Source organism: Streptomyces sp. (assembly GCF_050698815.1).
Lineage (GTDB): Bacteria > Actinomycetota > Actinomycetes > Streptomycetales > Streptomycetaceae > Streptomyces.
The window spans coordinates 1-5,079 of sequence record NZ_JBOHCV010000110.1 but is presented as its reverse complement, the minus strand read 5'-3'; the positions used below and the strand labels follow the sequence as shown (position 1 = coordinate 5,079).

Annotated in this window: 5 protein-coding genes; all 5 read left to right on the top strand. The window is 70.5% G+C overall.

Annotated elements, in window-relative coordinates; translation table 11 throughout:
• Positions 1–12: 12 nt before the first annotated feature.
• Entirely contained in the window at positions 13–1,329 is a 1,317-nt protein-coding gene (gene hemL, locus ACRDP3_RS04285) for a glutamate-1-semialdehyde 2,1-aminomutase (RefSeq protein WP_431515457.1), read from the top strand.
• Complete coding sequence (locus ACRDP3_RS04280) at positions 1,326–2,012, top strand: histidine phosphatase family protein (RefSeq protein ID WP_431515456.1); 687 nt, start codon at positions 1,326–1,328, stop codon at positions 2,010–2,012. Before hemL ends, ACRDP3_RS04280 begins: the two co-directional genes overlap by 4 nt.
• Before the next feature lie 51 nt (positions 2,013–2,063).
• A complete protein-coding gene (locus tag ACRDP3_RS04275; protein ID WP_431515455.1) occupies positions 2,064–2,681 on the top strand; it encodes a TlpA family protein disulfide reductase in 618 nt (205 codons plus the stop codon).
• Positions 2,682–2,688: 7 nt separating this feature from the next.
• Complete coding sequence (locus tag ACRDP3_RS04270; protein WP_431515454.1) at positions 2,689–3,456, top strand: cytochrome c biogenesis CcdA family protein; 768 nt, start codon at positions 2,689–2,691, stop codon at positions 3,454–3,456.
• Between the two features lie 3 nt (positions 3,457–3,459).
• A partial coding sequence (resB, locus tag ACRDP3_RS04265; RefSeq protein ID WP_431515453.1) for a cytochrome c biogenesis protein ResB occupies positions 3,460–5,079 on the top strand: 1,620 nt, incomplete at its 3' end.

Genomic DNA, 5,079 nt, shown 5'->3' with positions numbered 1-5,079 from the left:
TGCTCTGACACCATGGCCCACGTGACTTATTCGTACGATGCCCCAGTATCGCAGTCGCTCTTCGACCGCGCCGCCGCCGTGACGCCGGGTGGCGTGAACTCTCCGGTCCGCGCGTTCCGCGCCGTGGGCGGTACGCCCCGCTTCATGGTGACCGGTGCCGGCCCGTACCTGATGGATGCGGACGGGAGGGAGTACGTCGACCTCGTCTGCTCCTGGGGGCCGATGATCCTGGGCCACTCGCACCCCGAGGTGATCGCCGCGGTGCAGGAAGCGGTCGCCCGCGGCACGTCCTTCGGTACGCCCGGCGCGGACGAGGTCGCTCTCGCCGAGGAGATCACCGACCGTATCGACCCCGTCGAGCAGGTGCGGCTGGTCTCCTCCGGGACCGAGGCGACGATGTCGGCGATCCGGCTGGCGCGAGGCTTCACCGGACGCGCGAAGATCATCAAGTTCGCCGGCTGCTACCACGGGCATGTGGACGCGCTGCTCGCCGCCGCCGGGTCCGGGGTGGCGACGCTGGGGCTGCCGGACACCCCTGGTGTGACGGGAGCGCAGGCGGGCGACACGATCGTGCTGCCGTACAACGATCTGGACGCCGTACGGGCCGCCTTCGCCGCCCGGCCCGACGAGATCGCCTGCGTCATCACCGAGGCGTCCCCCGGCAACATGGGCGTCGTGCCGCCGCTGCCCGGCTTCAACCAGGGCCTCAAGGAGCTGTGCCGGGAGCATGGCGCGCTCTACGTCTCCGACGAGGTGATGACCGGCTTCCGCGTCAGCAGGCAGGGCTGGTATGGGCTCGACGGCGTCACTCCCGACCTGCTGACGTTCGGCAAGGTGATGGGCGGCGGCTTCCCGGCCGCGGCCTTCGGCGGGCGCCGGGAGGTGATGGAGCATCTCGCCCCGGCCGGGCCCGTCTACCAGGCGGGGACGCTGTCGGGGAATCCGGTCGCGACGGCCGCCGGGCTCGCGCAGCTGCGGCTGCTGGACGAGCCGGCGTACGCGTCTGTGGACGCGGCCTCCGAGCAGCTGCGCGGCGCGGTCACCGAGGCGCTCACCAAGGCCGGCGTCGCGCACCGACTCCAGGTCGCGGGCAACATGTTCTCGGTGTTCTTCACCGACCGGCCGGTGACCGACTACGCGGGCGCACAGGCCCAGGAGACCTTCCGCTTCACCGCCTTCTTCCACGCGATGCTCGAGCGGGGCGTCTATCTGCCCCCGTCCGCCTTCGAGTCGTGGTTCCTCTCCACCGCCCATGACGACGGCGCGCTCGAGCGCATCGCCGACGCGCTGCCCGCCGCCGCCCAGGCCGCCGCGGAGGCCACGGCATGAGCGCCGGCCACGACAAGACCGTCACCGTCGTGCACGTCATGCGGCACGGCGAGGTCGAGAACCCGGGCGGCATCCTCTACGGCAGGCTGCCCGGCTACCACCTGTCCGAGCTGGGCCGGCAGATGGCCGACCGGGTCGCCGAGCAGCTCGCCGACCGTGACGTCACGCACGTCGCCGCCTCCCCGCTGGAGCGCGCACAGGAGACGGCGACCCCGATCGCCAAGACGCACGGTCTCGTCATCGCGAGCGACGAGCGGCTGATCGAGGCCGGCAACGTCTTCCAGGGCAAGACCTTCGGCGTCGGCGACGGTGCGCTGCGCCGGCCGTCGAACTGGCGCCACCTGCTCAACCCCTTCCGGCCGTCGTGGGGGGAGTCGTACGTGCATCAGGTCGTACGGATGCGGGCCGCCCTGGACGCGGCGCGGGACGCGGCGCGCGGACACGAGGCGGTCTGCGTCAGCCATCAGCTGCCCATCTGGATGCTGCGCAGCTTCGTCGAGCGGCGGCGTCTGTGGCACGACCCGCGCCGCCGGCAGTGCACCCTGGCCTCACTCACCAGCTTCACCTTCATCGGCGACACGATCGTCTCGGTCGGCTACACGGAGCCGGCGCGGGACCTGGTCCCCGCACATCTGCTGGCGGGCGCCAAGCGGATCAAGCCGGCCAAGCCCCGGGGGGCTTAGCCGAACGGGGGGCGCGGAAGATCCCTCCCGGGCGCATGCGAAACTTTTCACATGAGCCGGACCCGCGCCTTCCCGCGCCGCCCCGCCCCGCTGGCCGCCATGCTCGCCATGGTCGCGGCCGGAGCTTCGGTGCTGACCGGGTGCGGCGGGAGCGACACCGGATCGTCCTCCGGGGACACGAAGTTCGTCGAGGGCACCGGAGAGATCACCAAGGTGCGGAAGGCGGACCGGGAGGCGGCGCCGGACATCTCGGGCAAGGGTGTCGACGGTGAGCGGCTGAAGCTGTCCGACCACCGGGGGAAGGTCGTCGTCCTGAACGTATGGGGCTCCTGGTGCGCTCCCTGCCGGGCCGAGGCGCCGAACCTCGCCAAGGTCGCCGAGGAGACCAAGGCGGCCGGCAAGGACGTGCAGTTCCTCGGGATCAACACCCGCGATCTGGACCGGGCCAACGCCAAGGCGTTCGAGCGCAACTACGGCGTCGACTACCCGAGCTTCTACGACCCCAGCGGCAAGCTGATCCTGCGCTTCCCCAAGGGCAGCCTCTCGCCGCAGTCCATCCCCTCCACCCTCATCCTGGACCGGGACGGCAAGATCGCCGTACGGGCGCTGAAGGAGCTGAGCGAGAAGGAACTGCGCTCCGCCCTCGACCCGTTGACGGCGCGGAAGTGACCACGGCATGAGCCTGCTCGCCACCGGGGTGAACCAGACCGTCCTGAGCGGCGCTCTGCTGCTGGCCCTTCCCATCGCCGTGCTCGGCGGCCTGGTCTCCTTCTTCTCCCCGTGCGTACTGCCGCTCGTGCCCGGCTACCTCAGCTACGTCACCGGCGTCAGCGGCACGGATCTGGCCCAGGCCAAACGTGGCCGGATGCTGCTCGGGGCGGGGCTCTTCGTGCTCGGCTTCAGCGCGGTCTTCGTCTCCGGAGGCGCCCTGTTCGGCGGCTTCGGTGCGACCTTGCAGGAGCACCGGGTGGTCATCTCCCGGGTGCTGGGCGCGCTGACGATCCTGCTGGGACTCGCGTTCATGGGCGCGCTGGGCCCGCTCTCGCGCGTCACCTCGCGCGAGTTCCGCATCCACCGCCGGCCGGCGGTGGGGCTGGCGGGCGCCCCCATGCTGGGTGTGCTGTTCGGGATCGGCTGGACGCCGTGCATCGGACCGACGCTCGCCGCCGTGCAGACCCTCGCCTTCAGCGAGGCGAGCGCGGGGCGTGGCGCGCTGCTGACAGTGGCGTACTGCCTCGGACTCGGCGTCCCCTTCGTCGTCGCCGCCATCGCCTTCCGGCGCACCCTGGGTGCGTTCGGCTGGGTCAAGCGGCACTACGCGTGGGTGATGCGGGCCGGCGGCGTGATGCTCGTCGTGGTCGGCGTGCTGCTCGTCACCGGGGTCTGGGACCGGATCGTGTACGGCCTGCAAGTCTGGTCGTCCGACTTCACCGTGGGAATCTGAGCTATGCGTACGACGGAAACCGCCGGCACCGGCAGCACACCCGGGAGCGAGAGCGAGGAGGGCCGGCTGGCGCGGGAAGCCGAATCCCAGCTGTCCACGCTGTCCACCGCTCCCGGCGAGGAGCGGCTCAACGTCCCCTCCATGGGCGTGCTGGGCTGGGCCCGCTGGTTCTGGCGGCAGCTGACCTCGATGCGGGTCGCGCTGATCCTGCTCTTCCTGCTCTCCCTCGGCGCGATCCCCGGTTCGGTCATCCCGCAGACCGACGTCGACAAGGTCAAGGTCGAGGCGTTCCAGAAGAAGCACGACGTTCTCGCGCCCGTCTACGAGAAGCTGCAGCTCTTCGACGTCTACACCTCGGTGTGGTTCTCGGCGATCTACATCCTGCTGTTCATCTCGCTGGCCGGCTGCATCGTGCCGCGCACCTGGCAGTTCACGGGCCAGCTGCGCGGACGGCCCCCGCGCGCACCGCGCCGCCTGGACCGTATGCCCGTCTACACCACCTGGAAGACGGCCGCCGGCCAGGACGACGTGCTGGGCAGCGCGGCGAGACTGCTGGGCAGGCGGCGCTTCCGGGTGCAGCGCGACGGTGACGCCGTCGCCTCCGAGAAGGGCTATCTGCGCGAGGCGGGAAATCTCCTCTTCCACATCGCGCTGATCGTGCTGCTGCTCGCCTTCGCGGCCGGACAGCTGTGGGGGTCCGAGGGCGGCAAGCTGATCATCAAGGGCGACGGCTTCTCCCACACCCTCACCCAGTCCGACGACTTCAAGTCCGGCTCGCTCTTCGACGCGGACGACCTGGACTCCTTCGGCTTCAGCCTCGACGGCTTCGACGCCACGTACGAGGAGAGCGGCCCGGAGAAGGGCACCGCGCGCACCTTCCGCGCCGACGTCTCGTACTGGCAGGGCGCGGACGGCAAGGAGAAGAAGAGCTCGATCAAGGTCAACCACCCGCTGCAGGTGGGCGACTCGAAGGTCTTCCTGAACGGCAACGGCTACGCCCCCGTCGTATCCGTCAAGGACGGCAAGGGCCGGACCGCCTACCGGGGCCCGGTCGCCTTCCTGCCGCAGGACGGCAACCTGACCTCGTCCGGGGTCGTCAAGGTCACCGACTACCGCGACGCGAAGGGCCGCAAGGACCAACTCGGCTTCCAGGGCTTCTTCGTGCCGACCTTCGGCGGCTCGGGTTCCGGCTCGATGTTCTCGCAGTCGCCGTCCCTGAAGTACCCGGTGCTCTTCCTCACCGCCTACCACGGCGACCTCGGGATGGAGTTCGGAGCCGCACAGAGCGTCTACCAGCTCGACACCAAGCGCATGAAGCAGTTCAAGAAAGGCGACGGGAGCCCGCTGGCGAAGAAGATCCTGCCGGGCGAGACGATGAAGCTGCCCGACGGCGACGCCGAGTTGAAGTTCGAAGGCGTGCGCCAGTGGGCCCAGTTCCAGATCGTCCACGAGGTCGGCAGCGGCTGGGCGCTGGGCGGCGCGCTCGCCGCGATCGGCGGCCTCGCGGGCTCGCTGTTCATCCAGCGCAGGCGCGTGTGGGTGCGGGCTGTCGCCGGTCCCGAGGGACGTACGGTCGTGGAAATGGCCGGACTCGGCCGCAGTGAGTCCGCGAAGCTTCCCGAC

Bases quoted from the DNA above. Each gene is read 5' to 3' on its own strand.
- hemL (WP_431515457.1), top strand. From the start codon at position 13: ATGGCCCACGTGACTTATTCGTACGATGCCCCAGTATCGCAGTCGCTC.
- ACRDP3_RS04280 (WP_431515456.1), top strand. From the start codon at position 1,326: ATGAGCGCCGGCCACGACAAGACCGTCACCGTCGTGCACGTCATGCGG.
- ACRDP3_RS04275 (WP_431515455.1), top strand. From the start codon at position 2,064: ATGAGCCGGACCCGCGCCTTCCCGCGCCGCCCCGCCCCGCTGGCCGCC.
- ACRDP3_RS04270 (WP_431515454.1), top strand. From the start codon at position 2,689: ATGAGCCTGCTCGCCACCGGGGTGAACCAGACCGTCCTGAGCGGCGCT.